The sequence below is a fragment of the Rhizobium favelukesii genome, assembly GCF_000577275.2.
GTDB lineage: Bacteria > Pseudomonadota > Alphaproteobacteria > Rhizobiales > Rhizobiaceae > Rhizobium > Rhizobium favelukesii.
The window spans coordinates 2,325,167-2,349,413 of the sequence record NZ_HG916852.1; the positions used below are offsets into that span (position 1 = coordinate 2,325,167).

Annotated in this window: 27 protein-coding genes; 14 read left to right on the top strand and 13 right to left on the bottom strand. The window is 59.7% G+C overall.

Features of this window, described 5'->3' with window-relative positions; genetic code table 11:
* Positions 1-98 precede the first annotated feature (98 nt).
* Entirely contained in the window at positions 99-1,568 is a 1,470-nt protein-coding gene (locus tag LPU83_RS50110) for a D-alanyl-D-alanine carboxypeptidase (RefSeq protein ID WP_024314795.1), read from the bottom strand.
* On the opposite strand from LPU83_RS50110, the gene LPU83_RS50115 reads away from it, so the two are divergent.
* Complete coding sequence (locus tag LPU83_RS50115; protein ID WP_029710013.1) at positions 1,453-1,689, top strand: hypothetical protein; 237 nt, start codon at positions 1,453-1,455, stop codon at positions 1,687-1,689. The two genes, LPU83_RS50110 and LPU83_RS50115, sit on opposite strands and share 116 nt — an antisense overlap.
* Here the strand turns inward: LPU83_RS50115 and LPU83_RS50120 are convergent.
* The 5 genes from LPU83_RS50120 to LPU83_RS50140 all read right to left on the bottom strand — a co-directional run bounded on the left by LPU83_RS50120 (position 1,686) and on the right by LPU83_RS50140 (position 6,023).
* Positions 1,686-2,438 (bottom strand): hypothetical protein, encoded by a 753-nt coding sequence (locus tag LPU83_RS50120; protein ID WP_024314796.1) that lies wholly within the window; start codon positions 2,436-2,438, stop codon positions 1,686-1,688. The two genes, LPU83_RS50115 and LPU83_RS50120, sit on opposite strands and share 4 nt — an antisense overlap.
* A 236-nt stretch (positions 2,439-2,674) precedes the next feature.
* On the bottom strand, positions 2,675-3,280 hold the full coding sequence (locus LPU83_RS50125; protein WP_024314797.1) for a transglutaminase-like cysteine peptidase: 606 nt from the start codon (positions 3,278-3,280) through the stop codon (positions 2,675-2,677).
* Positions 3,281-3,653: 373 nt separating this feature from the next.
* On the bottom strand, positions 3,654-4,622 hold the full coding sequence (gene pip, locus LPU83_RS50130; protein ID WP_024314798.1) for a prolyl aminopeptidase: 969 nt from the start codon (positions 4,620-4,622) through the stop codon (positions 3,654-3,656).
* A gap of 57 nt (positions 4,623-4,679) precedes the next feature.
* Positions 4,680-5,291, bottom strand: a complete 612-nt coding sequence (locus LPU83_RS50135) for a PilZ domain-containing protein (protein ID WP_024314799.1) — start codon at positions 5,289-5,291, stop codon at positions 4,680-4,682.
* A 78-nt stretch (positions 5,292-5,369) separates the two neighbouring features.
* The gene (locus LPU83_RS50140) at positions 5,370-6,023 is read right to left on the bottom strand and encodes a PAS domain-containing protein (protein WP_024314800.1); all 654 of its coding nucleotides are present in this window, start codon (positions 6,021-6,023) and stop codon (positions 5,370-5,372) included.
* 296 nt (positions 6,024-6,319) lie between these two features.
* On the opposite strand from LPU83_RS50140, the gene LPU83_RS50145 reads away from it, so the two are divergent.
* The gene (locus LPU83_RS50145; RefSeq protein WP_024314801.1) at positions 6,320-7,087 is read left to right on the top strand and encodes a rhomboid family intramembrane serine protease; all 768 of its coding nucleotides are present in this window, start codon (positions 6,320-6,322) and stop codon (positions 7,085-7,087) included.
* Between the two features lie 103 nt (positions 7,088-7,190).
* The gene (locus LPU83_RS50150) at positions 7,191-7,625 is read left to right on the top strand and encodes a CBS domain-containing protein (protein ID WP_024314802.1); all 435 of its coding nucleotides are present in this window, start codon (positions 7,191-7,193) and stop codon (positions 7,623-7,625) included.
* 15 nt (positions 7,626-7,640) lie between these two features.
* Here the strand turns inward: LPU83_RS50150 and LPU83_RS50155 are convergent, their stop codons facing one another.
* From LPU83_RS50155 to folE, 3 genes are all read right to left on the bottom strand, one after another.
* The gene (locus tag LPU83_RS50155) at positions 7,641-8,612 is read right to left on the bottom strand and encodes a patatin-like phospholipase family protein (RefSeq protein ID WP_024314803.1); all 972 of its coding nucleotides are present in this window, start codon (positions 8,610-8,612) and stop codon (positions 7,641-7,643) included.
* A gap of 111 nt (positions 8,613-8,723) precedes the next feature.
* Positions 8,724-9,182, bottom strand: coding sequence for a phosphoribosyl-AMP cyclohydrolase (gene hisI, locus LPU83_RS50160; protein WP_024314804.1), 459 nt, complete (start codon positions 9,180-9,182; stop codon positions 8,724-8,726).
* Between the two features lie 26 nt (positions 9,183-9,208).
* Positions 9,209-9,829: a GTP cyclohydrolase I FolE gene (gene folE / locus LPU83_RS50165; protein WP_024314805.1), complete on the bottom strand. Its 621-nt coding sequence runs from the start codon at positions 9,827-9,829 to the stop codon at positions 9,209-9,211.
* A gap of 307 nt (positions 9,830-10,136) precedes the next feature.
* On the opposite strand from folE, the gene LPU83_RS50170 reads away from it, so the two are divergent.
* From LPU83_RS50170 to thrS, 4 genes are all read left to right on the top strand, one after another.
* On the top strand, positions 10,137-10,583 hold the full coding sequence (locus tag LPU83_RS50170; protein ID WP_024314806.1) for an iron-sulfur cluster assembly scaffold protein: 447 nt from the start codon (positions 10,137-10,139) through the stop codon (positions 10,581-10,583).
* A 12-nt stretch (positions 10,584-10,595) separates the two neighbouring features.
* Complete coding sequence (yidD, locus tag LPU83_RS50175; RefSeq protein WP_024314807.1) at positions 10,596-11,000, top strand: membrane protein insertion efficiency factor YidD; 405 nt, start codon at positions 10,596-10,598, stop codon at positions 10,998-11,000.
* A gap of 130 nt (positions 11,001-11,130) precedes the next feature.
* On the top strand, positions 11,131-11,655 hold the full coding sequence (locus tag LPU83_RS50180) for a DUF1697 domain-containing protein (protein WP_024314808.1): 525 nt from the start codon (positions 11,131-11,133) through the stop codon (positions 11,653-11,655).
* 122 nt (positions 11,656-11,777) lie between these two features.
* Positions 11,778-13,763, top strand: coding sequence for a threonine--tRNA ligase (gene thrS, locus LPU83_RS50185; protein WP_024314809.1), 1,986 nt, complete (start codon positions 11,778-11,780; stop codon positions 13,761-13,763).
* Between the two features lie 85 nt (positions 13,764-13,848).
* Here thrS and LPU83_RS50190 read toward each other — a convergent pair whose 3' ends face one another.
* Complete coding sequence (locus LPU83_RS50190; RefSeq protein WP_024314810.1) at positions 13,849-14,940, bottom strand: hypothetical protein; 1,092 nt, start codon at positions 14,938-14,940, stop codon at positions 13,849-13,851.
* A gap of 113 nt (positions 14,941-15,053) precedes the next feature.
* On the opposite strand from LPU83_RS50190, the gene LPU83_RS50195 reads away from it, so the two are divergent.
* The 3 genes from LPU83_RS50195 (at position 15,054) to LPU83_RS50205 (ending at position 17,492) form a co-directional block, all read left to right on the top strand.
* Complete coding sequence (locus LPU83_RS50195) at positions 15,054-15,638, top strand: nitroreductase family protein (RefSeq protein WP_024314811.1); 585 nt, start codon at positions 15,054-15,056, stop codon at positions 15,636-15,638.
* Positions 15,638-16,234: a flavin reductase family protein gene (locus LPU83_RS50200; RefSeq protein ID WP_037069789.1), complete on the top strand. Its 597-nt coding sequence runs from the start codon at positions 15,638-15,640 to the stop codon at positions 16,232-16,234. The genes LPU83_RS50195 and LPU83_RS50200 overlap by 1 nt, the downstream gene beginning before the upstream one ends.
* Before the next feature lie 85 nt (positions 16,235-16,319).
* Positions 16,320-17,492 (top strand): DUF2336 domain-containing protein, encoded by a 1,173-nt coding sequence (locus LPU83_RS50205; RefSeq protein ID WP_029710008.1) that lies wholly within the window; start codon positions 16,320-16,322, stop codon positions 17,490-17,492.
* Here LPU83_RS50205 and LPU83_RS50210 read toward each other — a convergent pair.
* Positions 17,489-17,899, bottom strand: a complete 411-nt coding sequence (locus LPU83_RS50210; RefSeq protein WP_024314813.1) for a hypothetical protein — start codon at positions 17,897-17,899, stop codon at positions 17,489-17,491. The two genes, LPU83_RS50205 and LPU83_RS50210, sit on opposite strands and share 4 nt — an antisense overlap.
* Positions 17,900-18,016: 117 nt before the next feature.
* Between LPU83_RS50210 and LPU83_RS50215 the strand changes: the two genes are divergently transcribed.
* Positions 18,017-18,475 (top strand): GNAT family N-acetyltransferase, encoded by a 459-nt coding sequence (locus LPU83_RS50215; RefSeq protein WP_024314814.1) that lies wholly within the window; start codon positions 18,017-18,019, stop codon positions 18,473-18,475.
* Here LPU83_RS50215 and LPU83_RS50220 read toward each other — a convergent pair whose 3' ends face one another.
* The gene (locus LPU83_RS50220) at positions 18,476-19,654 is read right to left on the bottom strand and encodes an AI-2E family transporter (protein WP_024314815.1); all 1,179 of its coding nucleotides are present in this window, start codon (positions 19,652-19,654) and stop codon (positions 18,476-18,478) included.
* A 204-nt stretch (positions 19,655-19,858) separates the two neighbouring features.
* On the opposite strand from LPU83_RS50220, the gene LPU83_RS50225 reads away from it, so the two are divergent.
* Both LPU83_RS50225 and LPU83_RS50230 read left to right on the top strand, forming a co-directional pair.
* The gene (locus LPU83_RS50225) at positions 19,859-20,476 is read left to right on the top strand and encodes a GntR family transcriptional regulator (RefSeq protein WP_024314816.1); all 618 of its coding nucleotides are present in this window, start codon (positions 19,859-19,861) and stop codon (positions 20,474-20,476) included.
* 4 nt (positions 20,477-20,480) lie between these two features.
* Positions 20,481-20,936: an OsmC family protein gene (locus LPU83_RS50230; RefSeq protein WP_024314817.1), complete on the top strand. Its 456-nt coding sequence runs from the start codon at positions 20,481-20,483 to the stop codon at positions 20,934-20,936.
* A 5-nt stretch (positions 20,937-20,941) separates the two neighbouring features.
* Here the strand turns inward: LPU83_RS50230 and parE are convergent, their stop codons facing one another.
* Complete coding sequence (gene parE, locus LPU83_RS50235) at positions 20,942-23,014, bottom strand: DNA topoisomerase IV subunit B (protein WP_024314818.1); 2,073 nt, start codon at positions 23,012-23,014, stop codon at positions 20,942-20,944.
* Between the two features lie 217 nt (positions 23,015-23,231).
* On the opposite strand from parE, the gene LPU83_RS50240 reads away from it, so the two are divergent.
* Positions 23,232-24,116 (top strand): dienelactone hydrolase family protein, encoded by an 885-nt coding sequence (locus LPU83_RS50240; RefSeq protein ID WP_024314819.1) that lies wholly within the window; start codon positions 23,232-23,234, stop codon positions 24,114-24,116.
* Positions 24,117-24,247: the final 131 nt, after the last annotated feature.

The window sequence follows — 24,247 nt, forward strand, 5'->3', positions numbered from 1 at the left end:
TTTACAAACCGAGTCTCAGAACTCCGTCGGGATCAAACACAACAGATCACGACGTTTTTGGACTGCCGCCCGTGCATATCAGGCGGCAGACCCGCTGATCACTGGGCGGTGGCCCAGCACTTCACACCAGCCCGTTTCAGGGCGTTGCAGGCGTTCACAGCAGCACGCTGGTCATCAAAACCGCCGAAGCGTGCACGATAGCTTCCGGCGTTTGCGACCGCGAGAGGCTTCGCGGAGCGCAGAGCCTTGCCAGCCTTGTTCTTGGCGTTGTCGAGCAGATCCATTGCGCCTTCCTTGCTGCCGGAAACGCCAATCTGGACAGCCCAGCCAGTCTGCTGCGGCTCCTTCGTCGACGCGGTCGTCAGTTCGTCGACAGACGTGTCGCCCTGTTCCGGCGGCATATAGGCGGGTGCAGGCGTCGGCGTGGCGACAGATGCCTGTTTGACAGCCGGCGTCTTGACCTTCGTCGGCGCCGGTATTTCCTGCTGGAGCAACGGATTGTCGGACGTCGACTTGGCAACATCGGCATAGGCAACCTGCGCGGAGGCCGGCTGATAGCGGGTGTCCGGGGTCGGCGCGGGGCGCGGCGGGCTGACTTCAGGCGCAGCTGAAGCGACGCGCGTTTCGGCGACAGGAGCTGCGGGTCGCGGCGCGGTCTGGGCGATCAGATCGGAGGAGCCGCCACGGCTGGACGCTTTCGGTAGATAGGCTGCGATCAGCTTGCGCATCTGATTGTCGCGGGCAGGGGTCGAGGCGCCGCCGAGAACAACACCGACGATCGACTTGCCATCGACCTGAACGGAGCTCACCAGGTTGAAACCGGCCGCACGCGTATAGCCGGTCTTGATGCCGTCGACGCCGCGCACAGAACCAACGAGACGGTTGTGGCTACGGATAACACGGTTGCCGAACTTAAAGCTCTGCGTGGAGAAATAGCCGTAATACTGCGGAAAATGCTGGCGAAGTGCGATGCCGAGGCGTGCCTGATCGCGCGCGGTCGTCATCTGGGCGGTATTCGGCAAGCCGTTGGCATTGCGATAGGTCGTGCGCGTCATGCCGAGCGCGTGCGCCTTTGCGGTCATCACCTGCGCAAAGCGATCCTCCGTGCCGGCAAGCAATTCACCAAGAGCCGTCGATGCGTCGTTGGCTGAAAGCGTCACAAGGCCGAGGACCGCCTGTTCGACCGTGATCGTGCCGCCTGGACGCACACCGAGCTTGGTCGGGGCCTGGGCGGAAGCGTGTGCGGAGAAGGGAACCGACGTATCCAGACGGATGCGGCCCTGTTCCAAGGCTTCGAAGGTCAGGTAGAGCGTCATCATCTTCGTGAGAGATGCCGGATACTGCAGGCGATCCGCGTTCTCACTGTAGAGAACATTGCCGGTCTTCGTATCGACGACGATGCCCGCATATTTCGAGTTGGCGGCCTCTGCATCGGCATTGACCGAGTCGACCATGACGATACCGACAGCCAAAGAAAGCGCCGCGATCGCCTTTACCAAAGAACTGCGGGATAGCGATGAAAATACGGAGGAGACTGACCTTGACACTATTCTACTCTTCGCTTGCATTTCGGACATTGGAGAGATCGCCCGCCCTCCCGGCACGATCGTTCTCTCGGCAAATTATCTGTCCGGGGTTACCAATCCGTTTATGATTAATCGTTTCTTTCGCCACATCGGATCATTCTAGCGACGTGGCCCAGAAGCGTTCACAAGTCGCGCCTCCACAAAATGGCGAATAGCGGCATCAATATGGTCCCAATCAGGCAGGTGCCGGCTCGAGAACCGGTAAAGCACAGTTAAATCGCGGCCGACTTTGATGTCGCGCTGGCAATCGCCGCTAGTCGCCGCCTGCGGTGTCGACGGCAGGGCGCAACGCACGACGTAGTCAGGGGCACCGGCGCGTGGCGCGGTCAACAGAACCTCGTCGGCATAGCCTGCGTCCGCGCGCAGGCGATGCAGCGTCATTCCATTGGCGAAAGGCACGCCGTCGCCCTCCATCAGATGCGAGTAGATCGGCTCGAGGCGCCCGGACATATCCCGCGACATCGTGCTCTGCGCGATCTGGAGGAAGATCAGTCCTGACGACTGGGCCACATCGTCGAAACGCTCGCGATGCTCCGTGCTGTAGCCCTGCATCTCAGGCCAAGTGAGGTAGAGGTCCGCGCGTTCCGACAGGCCGTCTCTCCGCTGACTGGGGAACCGCAGTGTGTTTTCAGAAAGACGCAGCGTATCGCGGCCGATCGTTAGGGTTATCGCTGCCGTTGAGGCGGTATTGCCAGCGAGCGATATCCGCGCCCCGAACCAGCGACCGCCAAAACTGATGAAAAGCGTCAACGCCGCAAGACAGGCGATGATGACCGTAAGGCGGATGACGAAACCCGTCGAAAGGAGAGGCGTTTCCTGGATCTCGTGGGCAGTGCGCACGGTATGGTTCATGGCGGCTTTCGGATATCAGACCGCCGCGATAGGAACAGGGGTCGCCGGTGTCGATGGTCAATGTGCCGATGATCTGGCCACCATGGTTAACGAACAATTAAGCCTCGCGCTAATGCGCCCCAAAAAACGAACCGCTCCCGGGACAGCGGAAGCGGCTCTATGGCGCCGGTCAGGTACGGGGATGCGGGGGACGACCGGAGCCGTATGGGGTGGTCGCCATTCGATCCGGCGACAGCTTACTTGACGCTGCCGACCGCCACTGCGCGACCGTCCTGCAGCTTGACCCAGCGGGTCGGATCGTCAGCGGACTGGCGCTTCAGGAACGTGTATTCGGTATCGGCCCAAAGCATCACTTTGTTGCGCATGTTGTCGAGAATGAAATCGCCGCGGTCGGTGCGCACGGTCAGCACCGCATGGCCTTCGCCGTTCGGCTGCAGCACGACGGTCATGAGCAGATCGGAAGGTGAAAAACCGGCATCGATCAGCGTTTTCCGCTTCAGGAGCGCATAGTCCTCGCAGTCGCCAACGGTGCGCGGATAGGCCCAGCGCTCTTCGACGCCGTAGATTTCCTTGTCGGTGAGTGGCGTAATGGTCGAGTTGACCTGGTAATTGACCTTGAGGATCGTCTTCCAGCGGTCTTCCGTCAAAAGGAGCTCGCCCTGATCGCCGGCTGCATTGGCGCAATCGGTAGGCAGTTCCTTGCAGAATTGATAGGCGCCGATCGGCGGGCTCGCGTTGCCGAGGACCGTCATGTTGAGGGGGGTCGCTTGTCCCGAACCCACCATCGCGATCAACATCGCACCGGCCGCTAGACCGCCTTTGATGAAAGTTGCTACCGTCATTTATCGTCTCCCCGTTGTGAGGAGAACCTGACACAGACGTTTTTATTCAGCGCAAAATTACGCAGTTAAATTAAAGACTTAGTTGATTCAAACACGCAGAGAAATCGACTAAAAACAGAATCAAATGCACCTAAAATTCGAAGCGCTTTCGCGCTAATTTCTATTAAAATTGTCACGTCCTCGGAAAGACGTCCGGTCGATGATCGCCGCATTTTGGGACAAGTTATTAACGGGGCGGCCAGGTCCGGAATTTTGGGAAGCCTTTATTTACTATCCGAGCTGGCCGCCACGCCGGCGCTCGCTTCGATTGAAACCGAGGAACTGGCTGTGAAATTGGCCGATTGGAACGCCAGTTTTGGTTGCGGTAGCAGAATTATTTTTGAGGAATTTTGCGAAAAGTGTCTGTTGCGTCGACAATTGTGCCTGCCAAACCCTCGTGCGACGCCGAATGGGCGGCATTCTCCACGATAACAAGCCTGCTTTGCGGCCAGGCTTTCGACAATTCCCATGCCGTCACGAGTGGCGCCTCAAGGTCCAGCCGCCCCTGGACAAGCACGCCCGGTATGTCCGCCAGTCTTCCTACATTGCGTAGCAGGACGCCGTCGTCCAGCCAGGCGAGATTGCGGAAGTAATGCGTGATGATCCGAGCCCGCATCAGCAGGTAGCGAGGATCTTGCCAGCGACGAGGAAGCCCCATCGGATCAGCGAGGAGGATAGAAGCCGCTTCCCAATCGTGCCAATTGCAAGCGGCCTCAAGACGGATGCCGAGGTCGGGCGAGTTGAGAAGACGGTGATAGCCCTCAAGTACGCCGAGCTGCCTGACATCCCCGGGAAGCGCGTTCAGCAGACGGTCCCGTTCCATCGGAAAGAGGCTGGCCATTCCATGTGTGAGCCACTCGATTTCCGACCGGCGCGTGGTGGTGACGGCGGCAAGCACGATCTCGCGAATGCACGCTGGATATGTCTGTGCGTAGGCAAGCGCCAACGTCGAACCCCACGAGGTGCCGAGCAGCAACCAATTCGTCACCTGCAGATGACGTCTCAGTTTCTCGATGTCTTCGACGAGATGCCAGGTCGTGTTGGTCCCAAGCTCGGTCGCCATGTCGGCAGCGTTCGGCAGGCTGCGACCGCAATTGCGCTGATCGAAGAGGACGATGCGGTAAACAGACGGGTCAAAATAACGGCGAGCAAATGTTGAACAGCCGGAACCCGGTCCACCATGAAGATACAGTGCCGGCAGGCCATCGGGATTGCCGCAGGTTTCCCAATAGAGTTGCTGCCCGTCGCCCACATCGAGGAAGCCGTGCTCGTAAGGTTCAATTTCCGGATAGATAATCGTCATACGCCACCTGTTGCGGCAGCCTCATGCATTACGCGCGCGACGCGACTGTGACAGCGATCAGAGAAATTCGCGGAGCGTTTCCCGCGATTGGATCGACAGGAACTCGATCGCCACACCTTCCACGAAATGGCGCACAACGCGGCCGCGCATATTGCCGAGACGGAGAGGCGTCCCAATCGGCGGACGCACCTCGACATCGACTGCGGCGCCGGAAAGCGACAAGTCCATGATGCGGCAGTTGTAGCGGGCGCCGTCTTCCAAGGTGATTTCGGTCTTGGTCTCACGCGGCGTCAGGCGGTCGTGGCGGCGGTCTTCCGGAAGGCCGAGCTCATGCTTGTTTGCGAGCCAGGTGAGCTGAGCCGCGAGCTTCTCGCGCTTACGTTCGGTCGCGTGGATCGACATGGAGAAACCACGACCGTCGACCGTCTGCACATAGCCTTCGACGCGCCCGAGGTGGTCGATGTAGGCCACGACACGCTCATTGGCGCGAGGACGCCCCTGGCAAGTCACGTACATGTCACCCGGCGACATGTCGATCACCAGGCACTCAAATTCCTCGTAGTTCGCCAGCATCAGCCGGCCCTGCATGTTAATGGGTACGCGTTGAAAGGCACCTTGTTCGAGGCGAGGCGCAGTCCGTTGCGTCTGAACTTGCTGGAACGCGTGCATCAAAGGGCTTCTTCATAAAATACAACCGGCCGATCATTACCCGCAATCCCTTAACAGAAGGTTGTTCAGGTTCGTCCTCTACGCACGCAAGCGGTTGTGTCGAACCGGAACACCGGGAGCGTCGGCCTCAACAAATAGACTTGACATGACGCGTCGCATTGTATCGGCGATCGAGGGTGGGCGCGCGTACAGCGTGTGCTGGTCGTCGAACTCCGTGTCATTCGGCTCCTCATCGCCGCCAAGCCGTTCGTGCAGCAATCGGCTGCGATCGAGAGCGAGGAACTGGAGCGGCACGACTTCGAGCCAGCTTACCGCGGCCGCGGGAGCGATGGCGCCCAGCAGCTTGTCGCATTCGCCGTCGTCGGCGCGTAGCGGCAGCAGGATAATTTCGAAGCAGGCACGATGACCGGCCGCAGTGAAACCCGTGGCGTTGAGCAACGCGGGGATCGCGTGCGTCATGACGCCGGCCGCTGTGTGTTCGATATCGTCATTCCCATGCGCCCAGAGTTCGGAAAACGGGGCGCCACCGAGATCGCGACCAAAGAGATCGCAAATGCGCGTTCCGGCAAGACGGAACGCGACGCGACCCGTGTCGCTTGTTTCGAGGAGAAACACACTCGACAGAACCTGCCGCAAATCCGTTGGCTCGACCTGCGATCTCAGCGGCGCAAGGTCTTGTCCGCGGAGGCGATTCCAATATTCGAATAGGTCGATCGTGGTTTTGAGACGCATTACGGCACCGGCTGTTTCACTTTGGATCAAAACACAGCCGTCATGGCCGTGCAAACTGATGCCGTGCGTATTTCGTGCCAACGCGCGGCAGTTAAGGTTAAGGAAGGGTTTCGATTGAGCCGCCAGGCGTGCCGTGGCAGTGTTTCCTCATAGCTTCCTGCCTTCGGGAAGTTCAACACGGACTGGCGGGCGCGGGTCTATCCCTAGACGCTCGAAGGCCGTCCGGTCTTTGCCGGACGGCTTTTTTTTTGACCTTTCGTCCTGTAAGGCTGTGCCGCAATCAAGCGAGGACGAAGATGAACGAGCACTCGGTCGAGCCGCAAGCGGCGATGGAGCCTCCGGCGCCGCCGCCATCGCCCATCTTCAATCTTCCGGGCCCGGTGCTCGCAGCACTTGCGCTATTGGGGCTGATATACGCCGTTCAATCACTGTTTCTATCTGGCAACGGTCTCGACTGGCTGTTCTTCAATTTCGGCTTCATTCCGTTGCGGTACATCACGCCGTTGTCGGAGCAGGGCCCGCAACTTCTCTGGACGCCGATCACCTATTCGTTCCTTCACGGCAGCATAGAGCATATCGTTTTCAACGGGCTATGGCTGATGGCCTTTGGCACGCCGGTGGCGCGCCGAATTGGCGCGTTCCGATTTGTCACCTTCTGGGTGCTATCCGCGATCGCGTCGGCCGCTCTCCATGCGGCGTTGAATTGGGGAGAGGCCACGTTGCTGATCGGCGCGTCGGGCGTGGTGTCCGGCCTGATGGGCGCCGCCTGCCGCTTTGCATTCCCACCGGAACAGCGGATTGCCCGGCCGGCGCATCTCAATGCGCGTCTTTCGATGTTCGAAGCGTTTCGCAGCCGCACGGTCGCCGCATTCATTCTCTTCTGGTTCGTGGGCAATCTGCTGATTGCCGTCGGCGTCCCGTTGATCGGCGACGGGTCACAGGCAATCGCCTGGGACGCCCACATCGGAGGGTTCATTTTCGGCTTCGTTCTCTTCGGTCTTTTTGACCGGAAACCGCCCGAGGAGCCGCTAACTTCAGAGACATCGGATATATTGCAATCTTGAGGATTGGAGTGCACCATCCGAACTGATCCGTGATGGGAGGAGAGACCGCCGCGGATGCCTGTGATCAGTTGAAGTGCTTCACTTTCGACATAGGAGGTTCAAAATGTCCAATTCAGTCAAGGCCATACTCGACGCCAAGGGCAGGGATGTCGTAACCGCCGGGCCGAACACGACCGTTTCCGAAGCGGCTGTGATTCTCAGCAAGAAAAAGATCGGCGCTATCGTCATCGTCGGGATGGAGGACAAGATTTCCGGGATTTTCACTGAGCGCGATGTCGTGCACGCGATCGCCAAGGCGGGAGCCGCCTGTCTCGATCAGCCCGTTGCCTCATTGATGACCGCAAAGGTTTACCGGTGCCATGAAGATTCAACCGTGAACGACCTGATGGGGCTGATGACAAGCCGCCGCTTCCGCCACGTTCCGGTTGAAACGAACGGCAAGCTCGCCGGTATCATCTCGATTGGCGACGTCGTGAAGACGCGTATCGCGGAAGTCGAACTGGAAGCCGAGCAGATCAAGGCCTACATCGCCGGCTGAATGCTTCGCCGGTGCCTAGAGGGAGCCGGCGAATAGTTCCTGCATCCGTTTCAACTCGGGAAGCCTCAGCTTGGCTTCATCATAGCCGCGCTCGATCGCTTCTCCAGCGCGATGGAATTCCGACAGGCCGATATCGCCGAGGCGCGGCTGAAGCGATATATCGGGCGGATCGCCCGCAAGGCGCGCACGCGCAATCCTGTCCTGGATGATGTTGAAAGCCTGCACCATCACACCAGTCATGCCGAGCCTGGCATAGGGAACCTCTTCGCGCCGATGCACTTCAGACGGCGAGAGGGTGGCATTGTGCCGGACGACGGCTGACCGACCATAAAGATCGTAGTTCAGGTTGACGGCGACCACGAGCGGTTGCTCATAGGCGCGGCAGACGGAAACAGGAACCGGGTTGACCAGCGCGCCGTCGACGAGCGTCCGCTGATTGCTGCGAATGGGTTCGAAAATGCCGGGCAGGGCATAGGAGGCGCGAAGCGCCGTGATCAATGAGCCGTTGGCGATCCAGACCTCATGCCCGGTGTTTACCTCGGCGGCAACAGCCACGAACGGCCGGTCCAGATCTTCGACATTCAGGCCTTCCAGATGCTCCTGCATGCGTTTCGTCAGCCGCATGCCGCCGAACAAGCCACTGCCGCCGATTGTGAGGTCAAGCAGGCTGGCAATGCGCCGCATCGTCAGCGAACGGGCGAAGGCTTCGAGTTCGTCGAGCTTGCCGGCCAGATAGCATCCACCGACGAGGGCGCCGATTGAGGTTCCGGCGACCATGCCGATCTCGATTCCTTCTTCATCTAAGGCGCGCAGGACGCCTATATGGGCCCAGCCGCGTGCGGCGCCGCCGCCGAGCGCGAGAGCAAGCTTGGTTTTCTTGGGAGTAGGCCCGGGAGTGATGGGGACGCTCATATCTGGCGATGCCGGAGTGCTGGTGTTGGACGTGCCTGCCTCAGCGCTTTGGCGGTACAAACCCCAATTAAGCATGGCTCGCCTCCCTCCCGGCAAACAATCAGGTGAGTATAGTAGTGTCCCGTCTCCCTTTCCAATTCGTATATAGGCGTAGCTTTTGGCCCAATAAGTGGCAATTGCCCGTTCTTACGTTTCTTTTCCGTAAACTTCATTCGGGTCGAACTGGAGCTCGTCATCGACGATATCGAGCATCGGCTTGCCGTCTTCGAGGTTGACGGTTCTATAGAAGCAGGACCGGCGGCCGGTGTGACAGGTGGCATCGTGGCCAGCTACCTCGACCTTCAGCCAGATGGCGTCCTGATCGCAATCCGTCCGGATTTCCTTGACCATCTGGGTGTTGCCCGACGTTTCGCCCTTGATCCAGAGCTTGCCGCGGGAGCGGCTGAAGTAGTGAGCCTTCCCCGTCTGTATGGTCAGGGCGAGGGCCTGTGCATTCATATGCGCCACCATCAGCAACTCGCCATCAGTGGCATCGGTGACGATCGCAGTGATCAGGCCGCGATCGTCGAACCGCGGCGTGAAGTCGCCCGCGTCCTCGAGTTCGGATTTGTCGTCGGACGGTGCATTGAATGCAAAGGGCATCATCGCGGCTTTCTCAATCGAAGCCGTAATCAGCGGCTCCGGACCATGGTCATGAATCGGGCTTGATCAGCCGGCTCAGTTTTGAACGTTCCGGTAAATGTTGTCGTCAATGTGGTCGAGCCCTGCTTTTGCACGCCGCGCATCGCCATGCACATGTGTTCAGCCTCGATCATGACTGCAACACCGCGCGGCGACAGCGTGTCGTCGATCGCCTTCGCAATCTGGGCGGTCATAGTTTCCTGAGTTTGCAGGCGGCGACCGTAGATCTCGACGACGCGGGCGATCTTCGAAAGGCCGAGCACCTTGCCGTCGGGCATGTAGGCGACATGGGCCTTGCCGATGATCGGAACCATGTGGTGTTCGCAATGGGAGAAGAAGGGAATGTCCCTCACCAGGACCATATCGTCATAGCCGGCGACCTCTTCGAAGGTGCGGCCAAGCACGTCTTCCGGGTCCATATCATAGCCGGCGAAAAGTTCGCGATAGGCCTTGGCCACGCGAGCCGGGGTATCCACGAGACCTTCTCGCGACGGATCATCGCCGGCCCAACGCAAGAGCGTGCGGACGGCGTCCTCAGCTTCTTTCCGGCTGGGCCGATCGGCTTCTAGATCAGCGGGGGTCTGCGGAAAATTCTTGATTATGGCGTCCATATGTAACAGTCTCCTGGTCCGCTTTTGCGGACCGTCTTTCGGACTAGCCACTGGCAATTCCACTCAAGGGAATTCATGCACCTTTGGCAGGCTCCGGGGCTTTCAGGGCTGGAATTGCTGCCCTTCCGGCACGGTTTCCCAATCAAACTTAGCCGAGGCCATTGCATTTTTCTGGCCTTCGAACGACATACATATAGGAAAACGGCGTCCTTATGTAAGTCTCCTGGCACGACACGCTGTGTTTTTCTTTTGTGCTACAATGAGTTTTGAGGCGCCGATCCGCATGAATTCTGGAGCGGAATCCACGATGGACGATATCTACAACAGCAAAATCCTCGAATTTGCGGGCAACATTCCGCTGATCGGCAGCCTGCCGGATGCGGACGCCAGCGCCCAGGCGCATTCCAAGCTCTGCGGCTCCAAGGTCAAGATCTGGCTAAAGATGGATGGCGATACGGTGACCGGATTTGCGCATGACGTCAAAGCCTGCGCGCTTGGACAGGCATCCTCTTCGATCATGGCGCGCCATGTCGTCGGCGCGAACGCGACGGAATTGCGCAAGGCGCGCGAGGACATGCTGGTGATGCTGAAGGCGGACGGCGAGGGCCCGGAAGGCCGGTTCGAGGACATGCGCTATCTCCGCCCCGTGAAAGACTACAAGGCACGACATGCTTCCACGATGCTGACCTTCGACGCCGTCGTCGATGCAATCGGCCAGATCGAAGCCAGACGCGCCGAAACCGTCGAGGCCTGAGCGGCAACACCGATGTGCGAGTTCTGCTCCATAAGCCGAGAAGATGACGAAGACGAAGGTGGCGCCGCCGCGCCGCGCCAGCGAACTGTCCTCTACTCCCGTAACTATTCCGGCCCGTTTCGCAAGACGCCCGGCAGATTGCTCGGTATGGGTTTTATCCGCCTTTATCAGTTGACACTCTCCGGCTTTATCGGCAATTCCTGCCGGCACATCCCGACCTGCTCGGAATATGGCTACGAGGCGGTCGCGCGGCATGGGCTGTGGAGCGGTGGATGGATGACATTGTTTCGGGTCGCACGCTGCGGGCCGGGGGGCACGAGCGGGCTCGACCCGGTCCCCGGCCAGCTTTCTGAGCGCTTGCACTGGTGGACGCCGTGGCGCTATTTCGCGCTTGGACGCAAGCGGGCTGAGAGATGACGGCGGGCGCATTTCATGTATTTCGTCGTTGTCATGAAGTCGCCGATCCCTTGGCCAGGCGTGTCGAAGCGACTGCATTCGAACCTGTCCTTGCAAACCTTCCGGACCGAGCAGCGGAGTTCTGGACGGGATGATCTACGTTGCGCTGCTGCACAGTATCGTGCTTGCGCCGGGCCGCCGGGTCGTGATGTCTGACCTTCGCGACATGGTAACCGACGTCGGTTACAGAAATCCAAGAACGCTGGTCTCAACCGGCAACATCGTTTTTGAGGCAGACGTAACACAACTCTGCGATACCGAAACAAGACTGGAAGCAGCGTTCAACGCACGGTACGGCAAGCCGGTCGATATCATTGTGCGCAGAGGTGTCGACTGGTTGAAGCTTGCGGGCTCGAATCCGTTTCCGGACGGCGAGGGCAGCCAACTCATCGTACGGGTGATGCGAAGACCACTCGCCCCTACGGCCATCGAGACGCTTCGACCTTATGCCAATCCGAAGCAGCGCCTCGCGATCACAGATGGCGACCTCTGGATCGATTTTGGCGGCAAACCAAGCGAATGGAAGTTGCTTTCAGCACTGACGACCAAGCGTATGGGCGTCGGTACGCTGCGAAACTGGAACACGGTTCGCGGCCTTGCCGAAATGATCGGCTGAGCTGCCTTTTTCTTTACTCAAGCAGCAAATCTCGGTATCAGGCGGCGGCGCATTCGTGCGGACGAAGCGCTTCATTGCAACCACCCGCATTCGTTGGCGGGACTGGACACGGAGAATTCTAGATGTCCCAATCCATTTCCCTGACATTTCCCGATGGTTCCGTGCGCAACTACGATGTTGGCGCAACCGGTAAGGATGTCGCAGAATCCATTTCCAAGTCGCTTGCCAAGAAGGCAGTCGCGATCGCGATCGACGGTCAGGTTCATGACCTTTCCGATCCGGTGACGGCAGGCACGATTGAAATCATCACCCGCACCGATGGCCGCGCGCTGGAGCTGATCCGGCATGACGCAGCCCATGTCATGGCAGAAGCGGTGCAGGAGCTCTGGCCCGGCACGCAGGTAACGATTGGCCCGGTCATCGAGAACGGTTTCTACTACGACTTCGCCAAGAACGAGCCCTTCACACCGGACGATCTGCCAAAGATCGAAAAGAAGATGAAGGAAATCATCGCTCGCAACGCGCCGTTCACCAAGGAAGTCTGGTCGCGAGAAAAGGCCAAGGAAGTCTTTGCCGCGAAGGGCGAAAGCTACAAGGTCGAGCTTGTCGATGCGATTCCCAAAGGCCAGGATCTGAAGATCTATTATCAGGGCGACTGGTTCGACCTGTGCCGCGGGCCGCATATGGCGTCTACCGGCCAGATCGGCACGGCGTTCAAGCTGATGAAGGTGGCCGGCGCGTACTGGCGTGGCGACAGCAGCAATCCAATGCTGACCCGCATCTACGGCACGGCATTCGCCGAGCAGGCAGATCTCGACAATTACCTCCACGTGCTTGCCGAGGCCGAGAAGCGCGACCATCGTCGGCTCGGCCGCGAGATGGATCTCTTCCACTTCCAGGAGGAGGGTCCAGGCGTCGTCTTCTGGCACGGCAAGGGATGGCGGATGTTCCAGACGCTTGTCGCCTATATGCGCCGCCGCCTCGCTGAAGACTACCAGGAGGTCAACGCGCCGCAGGTGCTTGATAAGTCGCTTTGGGAAACGTCCGGCCACTGGGGCTGGTACCGCGACAACATGTTCAAGGTGACCGTTGCCGGCGACGATACGGATGACGACCGCGTCTTCGCACTGAAGCCGATGAACTGCCCCGGTCACGTGCAGATCTTCAAGCACGGTCTGAAGTCTTACCGCGAACTACCAATTCGCCTTGCGGAATTTGGCACCGTCCACCGCTACGAGCCATCGGGCGCTCTGCATGGCCTGATGCGCGTGCGAGGCTTCACGCAGGACGATGCGCACATCTTCTGCACGGACGAGCAGATGGCAGCCGAGTGCCTGAAGATCAACGATCTGATCCTTTCGGTCTACAAAGACTTCGGCTTCGATGAGATCGCCATCAAGCTTTCAACGCGCCCGGAAAAGCGCGTCGGCTCGGACGAGCTGTGGGATCGCGCCGAAAGCGTGATGACCGAGGTGCTGGAGACAATCCAGCAGCAGTCAAACAACATCAAGACCGGCATTCTGCCGGGCGAGGGCGCGTTCTACGGTCCGAAGTTCGAATATACCCTGAAGGACGCGATCGGCCGCGAATGGCAGTGCGGCACGACGCAGGTCGACTTCAACTTGCCGGAACGCTTCGGTGCCTTCTACATCGACAGCAACTCGGAAAAGACGCAGCCGGTGATGATCCACCGCGCCATCTGCGGCTCGATGGAGCGCTTCCTCGGCATCCTGATCGAGAACTTCGCAGGACACCTGCCGCTGTGGGTATCGCCGCAGCAGGTCGTGGTTGCGACGATCACCTCCGAGGCCGATGGTTATGGCGCCGAAGTTGCGGCAGCTCTGCGCGACGCCGGCCTGACGGTCGAGACAGACTTCCGCAACGAGAAGATCAATTACAAGATCCGCGAACATTCCGTCACGAAAGTTCCCGTCATCATCGTATGCGGCAAAAAGGAAGCGGAAGAGCGCACGGTCAATATCCGCCGTCTCGGCAGCCCGGAGCAGACCGCGATGTCGCTTGACGAGGCGATCGCAAGCCTCGGGCTCGAAGCCACGCCGCCGGATGTCCGTCGCAAGGCGGACGCCAAGAAGGCGAAGGCGGCCTGAGCCACCAACCAGACCTCAATACAAAACCGCCCGGTCTTTGGACAGGACCGGGCGGTTTTCTTTGTTCGCAACACGTTGAAGCAGATTAGTCCGCGTCGTCGCCGGTGCCGCTCTGCAGTTGATCATAAGAGGGCAATGGCGCCTGCGTCCGGGACGATGCGTCACCCGCCGGCGGTTGTTGATCCGGCTGAACCTGCACCGTTTTTGCCGCCTCAGTCGGCTCTTCGGGCTGTACGTCCTTCATCAGGACCTCGACATCGGTGTTCTTGCCGGCCTCCACCTTGAAATCGCGCTGGTAGATCTTGTCCTTGTTTCGGGCAACCGCTGAATATTCGCCTTCGGCAAGCACCATGGTCGGGAAGGCGCTGACGCTCTCGCCGACACTGTCGCCAGCAGCCGTCAGGATCGACCAGGCGGTATCGGCAATCGCTTCTCCACCAGCGTCGGACACGAGTTTGAAGGTGATCTGCGCGGCTTTGTGCTGGATCGTTGCTTCTGTGAGCTTGCCCGCTTCCACTTGGATGTCGGCGCGGATCGAAGCGTTGGTGTCGCCGTATTCGGAGACGATGTGGTACGTCCCCGCATTCAGACGAACCACGGTGTTGGGGGGCACATCAGCCATGACAAGACCGCGCTCCCCGTCTTCGCGCACCTCGGCGGAGTAGATCGAGAAGCTAAGCTGATCCGGCCGGATGCGGACGTCCGAGCCCGATACGGCGTTCAACAGCAATCCCCCGGCCTCCAGCACCATCGTCTGCTTGTCAACCTTACCCTCTTCGGGAACCGTCAGTTTGCGGGTAACACCGGCGCGACCGAAGGAAACGTTGACGAAATAATCTCCGGGCGAAAGCTGGAAGTCCGCAGAGCCACCCTGCGACGATGCAATCAGCGGGAGCTTGCCGTCGGAACCCGTCATGGGGCTAAACACATACCAGGAAAGGCCGTCCTGGACCGCATCGCCATTGGCCGTCAGCTTTGCCTCAAGGGCGACCTCGTGCAGCTTCGTGCCCTGCGGCGCCGTACCCGGCGCAATGAAGGCGTTCAGCTTCGGCATCTTCGCCGTCGTGTCCATCTGCTTGAAGGTCTGGAAGGCCTCCTGCGCCTGACTGCCCAAAGGCAGCAGGGCAGTGAAAGCGAAGGCCAGGCTTATGCGTGCATATGGCGAAATGCCAACCATGTGTCGTACGAACCAATTGACATCTGAAATCACAGAGGCCACTTCAAGACCAACGCGATGGCAAATTCAAGACCCATCCCAAATGCTGTCATGAAAATGGAAGTCTCTCCCGCATGAAATCCGATATCAAGCTGATCGACTATCTTGGCGTGCGCCGTTCTATTCCTGCATTCCAGATGTCAGAGCCGGGGCCTGATAAGGCCGAGATCGAAGAGATTTTGCGCCTGGGCTCACGCGTGCCTGATCACGGCAAGCTCGCGCCATGGCGCTTCATCGTCTATCGCGGCGAAGAGCGTGCCCGGATCAGCGAGGAGCTTCTGAAGCTCGCACTCGAGGCCAAGCCAGACCTTTCCGACGAAATGATACAGGTGGAGCGGACGCGCTTTACCCGCGCTCCCGTCGTCGTTGCCGTCGTCAGCAAGTCCGGCCCGCATATGAAGATTCCCGAGTGGGAGCAGCTGATGTCTGCCGGCGCAGTCTGCCTCAACATCATCTTTGCCGCCAACGCCCACGGATGGGTCGCCAACTGGCTGACGGAATGGTTCGCCTACGACGAGCGGGCCTACGAGCTGCTCGGCGTCAAGCCGGGCGAAAGGATCGCCGGCTTCATTCACATGGGGTCGACGACGTTTCCTGCCGTCGAGCGCCCGCGTCCGGAGTTGACCGAGACGGTTACCTGGTTTGGCGGAGAGGACTGATGTTCTATACCACCGATGCGAACCGGCACGGTCTGGCGCATGATCCCTTCAAGGCGATCGTCGCGCCGCGCCCGATCGGCTGGATCGGCAGCAAGGGAAGGGACGGCTCGATCAATCTCGCGCCGTACTCCTTCTTCAATGCGATTTCCGACCGCCCGAAACTCGTGATGTTTTCTTCCGCCGGCCGCAAGCACAGTCAGAGGAATGCAGTCGAGACGGGCGAGTTCACCTGCAACTTCGTGAGCCGGAACCTGGTCGAGAAGATGAATACCTCATCGGCTGCCGTCGACTACGGTGTCGACGAGTTTGCGCTTGCCGGCCTGACTGCGAGGAAAGGCGAGCTTGTAGATGCGCCCTATGTCGCCGAAGCCTTTGCCGTGCTCGAATGCAAGGTAACGGAGACCCTTGTGCCGAAGTCACCCAGCGGCGAGGATTCCGAGAACGTCATGGTCTTCGGCCAGGTCATCGGCATCCGCATCGACGAAACGATCATTCGCGATGGCCGCCTCGATATGACGATCGCCAGGCCGGTCGCGCGCATGGGTTACATGGACTACAGCGAAGACAGCAACGTGTTCGAAATGTTCCGACCGTAGGTTTGAGGCTCCCGGACCAAGCCTTTAATAGACATGGTGAACCAATCATAAACTTTTTGCGCATACCGTAGTTCCACTGATTGGAATGCGAGAGAATCGCATTCGGGCATGGGGCACACGGGTGATCGTAGAAGCATTTCTTCGTTGGGCGGAAACCGCCAAGGCCGGAGACAGGGCCCGCGCGGCCAATGCCCTGGGGAGAGCCTATCTGCAGTCCGAGATGGCTGCAGCAGAACGCGCAGCCGCCGAGATGGCCCTGACTTTCCTGCTCGACGACCCATCCCCCAAAGTGAGGCTGGCGCTTGCCGAAGCAATCTCGTGGTCGCCGAACGCGCCGCGAGCCATTATTCTCTCGCTCGCAGCGGACCAGCCGGAGATTGCGTGCCACGCCGTCACATGCTCGCCCTTGCTGTCGGATGCCGACCTTGTGGATCTGGCGACCAGCGGCAGCGAGGTTACGCGAATGCTGATTGCAGCGCGTGGCACGATCTCACGGTCGGTTTCTGCCGCGCTTGCCGAAATCGGCGAAGACGAGACCGTCCTGTGCCTTCTCGAAAACAACGGGGCGGTGATCGCACCTTATTCGCTCAAGAGAATTGCCGAGCGTCTCGGCCACCATTGCGAAATCCGCAATCTATTGCTGGCTCGTTGGGACCTGCCGGCACACGCACGCCAGTTGTTGACGCAGCATGTCAGGGTCGCCCTCGTCAATCTGCCATTGGCGCAGGCGACGATCGATCCAAACCGATTGCATCGGATCAGCCGGGAAGCCAACGAAGCCGCCGTCGTCTCGATTGCAGGCGACCTTACGCCGCCCGAGATTTCAGACCTTGTCGAACATTTGCGGGTAAGCGGCCACCTAACGCCGTCCTTCCTGATGCATGCCCTCTGCTCGGGCAAGGTGGAGTTCTTTGCGGCTGCAATTGTCAACCTTACGGGTTGTGACGAGCGACGCGTTCGCTCCATCCTCGCGACCGGGCGCATGCACGCAGTGCGCGCCCTCTACGAATCGGCCGGGCTTGCCCGCGACATCAGCGTGATCTTCGTCGAAGCAACGCTGCTGTGGCGGGAGGCATCGAAAAACCTTGCCGCCACCATGCTCGGCGACGTCTGCGACATGCTGCTTGAGAAGTTCCGTCGGCATGGAACGCGCGATGCTGCCCAAGAACTGCTCGAGACGGTCGAAAGGCTGCACATTGCGGAGCAGCGGCAGCATGCGCGCGCGTACGCGCAGGTAACGTCTCTCGCCGCAGCCTAGGGGTGAAGCCGCTTCGCGACCCAGGAATAGCTTCCCGAGACGAAATGGACGGGCGAAACCAGCACAGTTTTCATATCGCTGCCGGATGGTAAATGGGCACGTACCTGGCCCGCCACCCGGTCAGCGAGAACTGACAAACGACCTTGCGTTTCAGCTGGTGCGGGCAGTTTTGGCTTGTTTTCTACGACAGCCTTTGGTGCGTCCGGGGGCGTAGCAGGCTTCGGTGGCTCGCAAACGGCAATGGCTGTCGGGTAGCTTACATTCGTAAAGTGCTTCAGCTGCCTTTCCGAGTCGGCGTCGCACATCGCAATGGTCTGCCACTGTTTTTCGACCGTGGCGATGTAGTTGCATTGTGTAACCGAGTCGTTGCACCCTAAGATGGTCATTGCAACCAATACCGCTTGCATAATATCGCCTTGTGAATATTGAAACTCTGCCTCTTAGAGACTGTGATTCCAACGGAATGAAGGCGCTCCAGCGTTAACTTTTCGTCGTGGGGAGCGCGCCCAAGACAGGAAAATCCCGTGTCCATTACGATTGCTCTTGAACCACCGCGCCAAGAAGGCGTGCTCCGATTGCTCGACATGTCCGATATCTACGCGCAGTCGCTTTATCCGCCGGAGAGCAACCACCTCGTCGATGTCTCGACGTTGGAAAAGCCGACTGTCAACTTCTTTGTCGCCCGCAACGACAGCGCTATCGTCGGCTGCTGCGCGCTGGTCGAGGTTGGCGACGGAACGGCGGAGATCAAACGCATGTTCGTTGACCCGGCCGCGCGCGGCTTGAAGGTGGCAAGCAAGCTGATGAACGCGCTCGAAGCGGCCGCCGCCGAAAAGAAGCTGCGGGCCGTTCGGCTCGAAACCGGCATCTACCAGCCGGAGGCAATCGCTCTCTACCGCAAATACGGCTATGTCGAAATAGGACCATTCGGCGGCTACCTGCCGGACCCGCTCAGTCTGTTCATGGAAAAGCGGCTCGCCTGATCACTCAGCCGCGCGAGATCCCGGAGGGGCTTGTTCGTCGATCATGACTTGTGGGCCTGCTTCCGCATCGCGAACCTCGTGCATCCACTCGCGCCAGATCGCGACGATGAGGGCCATCAGGACCGGCCCGATGAAGAGGCCGAGGAAGCCCATGGTCTTCACGCCGCCCACGAGGCCGAAGAACGTGGGCAGGAATGGCAATTTAATCGGACCGCCGACGAGCTTCGGCCGCAACGTCTTGTCGACAATGAACAGCTCGACCGTTCCCCAAACAAAAAGACCGACGCCGGCAATGTGCGAGCCACTAGCCAGCAAATAGACGGACACCAGCGTAAAGGAGAGCGGCGCGCCGCCCGGTATCAAGGCCATGATGCCGGTGAGAACGCCGAGCGTCACGGGCGAGGGGACACCGGCGATCCAATAGGCGACGCCAAGCACGATGCCTTCGCCGATCGCGATCAACGTCATGCCCATGACAGTCGAGCTGATGGTTGCCGGTACGACCCGCGAAATCCGCTCCCAGCGGTTCGGGAGAATACGCTCGCCAAGCATGTCGATCTGCCGCGAGAAAGCGGAACCATCGCGGTAAACGAAGAACAGCGCAATCAGCATGAAGAGCAGCGTCAGCAGCAGGTGGAAGGCGCCGCCGCCTGCTGCCAGAATCGCCCGATAGATATTGCCGATGTTGGCGCCGCTGACAGCCTGGATCACCTCACCCATGGAGCCGGGGCTACCGATATATTTGGTCCATAACTCGTCGAGATAGGGGCCGGCAAAGGGCAGGGCGATGATCCACTGCGGTGTCGGCGCACCCGACCTGTTTGCATGGACCGCCCAGGCCACCCACTCTCGCACCTCGCCTGTCGTATAGGTGACAGCGAAGACGATCGGTAAGACCAGGAACGTGACGATCAGCACAATGGCGACGGTGGCAGCGATCGTGGTGTTTCCACCGACACGTTCGAGCAGCCGGCGGTAAAGCGGCCAGCTTGCAAAACCGATGACAAGCGCCGCAAGCACCGGGACGGCAAAGCCATAGAAGAAGTAGACGCCAGCCGCGACAACAAGGACCAGCAGCCAGCGCGCCGCAGAGATCGAGGGAATTAATGGCGTGCGGGCAGGACCCGAAGGGCCGAGCCATCGCGACTCTCGCTGGATATTGCTGTTCGGAAGGCTCACGTCGCTCTTTTCCCCCTATTTTGACTATGGATATGGGCCATGTATCTCTCGGGCGCAAGCACAATGACCGGTTAATGCTGCCAACAGGTGCTTCCGAGATCCGCAGCGATTACACTACGCTCCTTAACCCCACTCTCCTCAATCAATATGACAGAATCCTGCAACAATATTGTCAAAATCCGCTTGATCGGCTACTTTGGATCCATGGATTCAAATGTGATCACGGTGGCGCTTCGGCGCGAAATTGAAGGCGGCAACCTGCTGCCGGGTACAGTATTGAAGCAGGAGCTTCTGGCGGAGCGATTTGGCGTGAGCCGCCAGCCGGTGCGCCAAGCCCTTGATCAGCTGCTGGCCACGGGCCTGCTCGACCGGCGGCCAGACCGAAGCCTTGCTGTCGCCGGTTTGACGCAAGAGCAGGCACGTGAGCTCGCCGAGATCCGCGCGGCGTTGGAGAACATGGCGCTGCGAGGATCGCTGCCGATCCTCGGCGATAGCGACCTGCGTAAGGCGCACCGTCTCAACGAAGATCTGGTTGAAGAGGAAAACCCTGCTACCCTGGAAGAGCTGGATGTCGCTTTTCATCGAACGCTCTATGGGCGATGCGGCAATGCCCGCCTTCTTTTCATGATCGATGAACTGCGACGTGAATCGCGCCGCGCCTATCTGAGACAGCCGAAGGGCTCCGATGAGCGCGTCAACCTCCACGCCGAGCATTGCGCCATCATCGAAGCTTGTGCACGTCGCGACGAAGCCGCGGCGCTGCAGGCGTTGTCAGCCCATTTGCAGATGACAACAGCGCGCCTGACGCGCGAAGGAGAATGACAGGATGACGACGTTTTCCGCAGAGGTCGCGTGGGAGCGGGGCGCGGCAAGCTTTATCGACGGACGCTACAGCCGCGGACATATATGGAACTTCGATGGCGGTGCTTCCGTTGCTGCCTCCGCTTCGCCGCATAATGTGCCGTTGCCCTATGCGCTTACTGAAAATGTGGATCCGGAAGAGGCGTACGTTGCGGCGTTGTCCAGCTGCCACATGCTGTTCTACCTCTGGCTAGCTTCAAGGAAACGCATCATGATCGACAGCTATGTCGATGCAGCGACCGGCCTGATGGAAACCGTGGATGGCAAGACAATGGTTAGCCGCGTAGAGCTTCGTCCGCGGGTCATCTATGCCGGCGACAGGCCGAACCGCGAGATCGAACAGAGACTACATCACGAGGCGCATGAACTGTGCTTCCTCGCCAACTCCGTGAAGACGGAAATTACAGTGCATCTCGACTAACCGTTTCAGATATCAAGGTTTTCCGCAAAGGCAGCCCGATCCTGAATGAACCGGAAGCGAGCTTCCGGCTTCGTTCCCATCAGGTCGTCGACCGCCGTGCGCGTACCCTCGAAATCCACCTCGTCAATGACCACGCGCAACAGCGTGCGCTTGCTTGGGTCCATTGTGGTTTCCTTGAGCTGCGCCGGCAGCATCTCGCCGAGACCTTTGAATCGGCTGATTTCGACTTTTGCCTTGCCCTTGAACTCGGTCTCCATCAACTCGGTCCGGTGCGCGTCATCGCGGGCGTAGGCAGACTTCGCGCCCTGGGTGATCTTGTAAAGCGGCGGCACGGCAAGGAAGAGGTGACCGCCACGGACCAACTCGGGCATCTCCTGATAGAAGAACGTGATCAGCAACGACGCAATGTGAGCGCCGTCGACGTCGGCGTCGGTCATCACGATGATGCGTTCGTAGCGAAGGTCTTCCTCGCGATACTTCGAGCGTGTGCCGCAGCCAAGCGCCTGGACGAGATCAGCGAGCTGCTGGTTGGCGCCAAGCTTCTCGCGACCGGCGCTTGCGACGTTGAGGATCTTGCCGCGCAGTGGGAGGATGGCCTGGTTGGCGCGGTTACGCGCCTGCTTGGCGGAGCCGCCTGCCGAGTCACCTTCGACGATGAAGAGTTCGGCACCCTGGGCGGTGTTCTGTGCGCAATCGGCAAGCTTGCCGGGTAGACGCAGCTTGCGCACGGCCGTCTTGCGGTTGACTTCCTTTTCCTTGCGACGGCGCAGGCGCTCTTCCGCGCGCTCTATAACCCAGTCGAGCAGCTTGGCTGCTTCGTTCGGATTGTCGGCAAGATAGTGGTCGAACGGGTCGCGAAGTGCGTTTTCAACGATGCGCTGGGCTTCGACGGTCGCAAGCTTGTCCTTCGTCTGGCCGACGAATTCAGGCTCGCGAATGAAGACCGACAGCATGCCGACTGCGGAGATCATCACGTCATCGGTGGTGATCTGGGCGGCGCGCTTGTTCTGCGTCAGATCAGCGTAGTTCTTCAGGCCCTTGGTCAGCGCGATGCGCAGGCCTGCCTCGTGTGTACCGCCTTCGGTCGTCGGGATGGTATTGCAGTAGGAATGGACCTGAGGATCGCCGCCGTACCAGGTGATTGCCCACTCTAGCGAGCCGTGACCGCTGGTCTTCTCCGTCTTGCCTGCGAAGATCTCGCGGGTGACGGTGAATTCCTTGCCCATCGTCGCCTGCAGGTAATCCTTCAGACCGCCGGGGAAGTGGAAGACCGCCTTGTCAGGTATCTCGGAGCCTTGCGGCAGCACACCTTCCTCGCAGCTCCAGCGGATTTCCACGCCGCCAAAGAGGTAAGCCTTGGAGCGAGCCATGCGGAACACGCGCCCCGCATCGAACTTTGCGTGCTCGCCAAAAATCTGCGGATCGGGGTGAAAGCGGACACGCGTGCCACGACGATTATGGACGTCGCCGAGTTCCTCCAGTTCGCCCTGTGGCAAACCTCGGGAGAAACGCTGGCGATACAGCTTCCGATTACGCGCAACCTCGACTTCCAGCACGTCGGAAAGCGCGTTGACGACAGAAACGCCAACGCCGTGTAGGCCGCCGGATGTCTCGTATGCCTTGCCGTCGAACTTGCCGCCGGCGTGCAGCTTGGTCATGATGACTTCGAGCGTCGACTTGCCTGGAACCTGCGGATGGTTTTCGACGGGTATCCCGCGTCCGTTGTCGCTGACCGTCAGATAGCCTTCGCGGTCGAGATAGACCTCGATGAAGTTGGCGTGGCCGGCGACCGCTTCGTCCATCGAGTTGTCGATGACCTCGGCGAACAGATGGTGCAGCGCCTTTTCGTCGGTGCCGCCGATATACATGCCCGGACGCATGCGAACGGGCTCGAGTCCCTCGAGCACGCGGATCGAGGACGCGCCGTAGTCGTCCGATGTCGAGCTCACGGGCGCCGGACGCGAGGCCGGAGCAGCGGCCTCGGCGGGCGCAGCCTTTGGCGGCTCGGCAGGCTTTGGAGCCTCCTCCTGCTTCGGTGTCAGGGGCAGTCCGGAAAAGAGGTCGTTGCTATCGTCCATGGGGCCGTTCAGATCTTCATCCTGTCGGGGGCAGGCGGCCTATGCCAAGCCTGACCCAAAATCACCGCATTTGATGTCACGTTTGCGAATCAGGCAGATTCTGCCAGAAAGCGCCTTGTTACGCGACGCCGCCCGATCTGGCGGACTTTCTCAGGAAATGGTTTGCGTTGACGGGCGTGGAATGGCAAGCGGTCACAAGGCTCAGGGAACCATGCGCATGCGAATGTCCACAAGTCATTGCACCATTATCGCCGCAATTGCGGCCTTTTTCCTAGCGGCGTCAGCAAGCGGCCAGGCCGCTGAGCGGCTGCCGCCCTACAAAGACGATCTCTTTTCCACACAAAATGTGCTGCAGACAAGCGATAAAGGCGCGCTGGACGTCATCGAATACGACGAGATGCGCGACATCAACGGCCGCGATCAGATACCGCAGAAACGCGCGCAACAAAAATATGTGTCTCTCGGCATCAGAAAGCAGCAGTCGGACGAGACGTTGCAGCTTGGTGCCCAAAGGCTCGATGTCACCCGGGTGGGACAAAGCTCGGGAGCCGCATTTGCGGTCATCTTCATTCACGGACGCAACGGCGACCGGCGTCTCGGCGCCAACGACTATAGCTTCGGCGGAAACTTCAATCGCCTTAAGAACCTGGTGGCCGGCAACGGCGGCGTCTACTACTCGCCGTCGGTCAAAGGCTTCGACAGCGATGGAGTGGCTGCGATTGAGGGTCTGATCCGTTACGTTTCCAAACAATCGCCCGGCAAGCCGATCATCCTGACCTGTGCGTCGATGGGCAGCCAGCTCTGCTGGGGCGTGAGCCGCGATCCGGACAGCGTGAAGCGCCTCAAGGGGATGGTGATCCTGAGCGGCGTTGCCGATCCGGATTTTGCCAAGAGCTCCTTCTTCAAGGCCAAGCTGCCGCTTTGGTTCGCCCATGGCAGCCGCGATCCGATCTATGCGGCGACCGACCAGCAGACGCTGTTCGAAAAGCTGCTGAAGACGGGCTACCCTACGCATTTCACGCTCTACCAGACCGGCAACCACGGAACGCCAATCCGGATGATCGATTGGCGCCGTACGCTGAACTGGCTATTGGGCTCCTGACGATCGCTAGGAGGACAGAAGGCCAGATGGCGTGCATGGCGCTCCGGTCTATGATTTTCAGCAACATCGGCCCAAAATTCTAAGCATTTGCGCGACAAAAAGCCGTTATTTCCCTTACGCAAGGGGACGAA